This is a genomic window from Glutamicibacter sp. GQ173 (genome assembly GCF_059759215.1).
Window position 1 is genome coordinate 1 of the sequence record NZ_JCAXDT010000027.1, and the last position, 238, is coordinate 238.

Here is a 238-nt window from a genome sequence, read left to right on the forward strand (position 1 = left end):
TCGAAGACATGTTCGATCAACCCGCGTAGAATAAGAACATGTCCGAAACCAGGATCCCCCGCACGGGCACCCCCAGCCCAGAGCACGACGGCCCCTTCGCCGCCGTGGTCAAGACACTGGAATCCACCCTGGCCCTGATCGAGGACCACGGAACCACCGAAGAATCCCTCGCCGGCATCGCCCGCCTGGAAAACGTCATCTCCTCCCTGCGCTACCACCAGGCAGCCCTCGCCCACCA

Annotated in this window: 1 pseudogene; it reads left to right on the forward strand. The window is 63.4% G+C overall.

Going from position 1 to position 238, the window contains the following annotated elements:
- Positions 1-38 precede the first annotated feature (38 nt).
- Positions 39-238: pseudogene (locus AC6CHO_RS17235) on the forward strand (hypothetical protein); the annotation flags it as partial.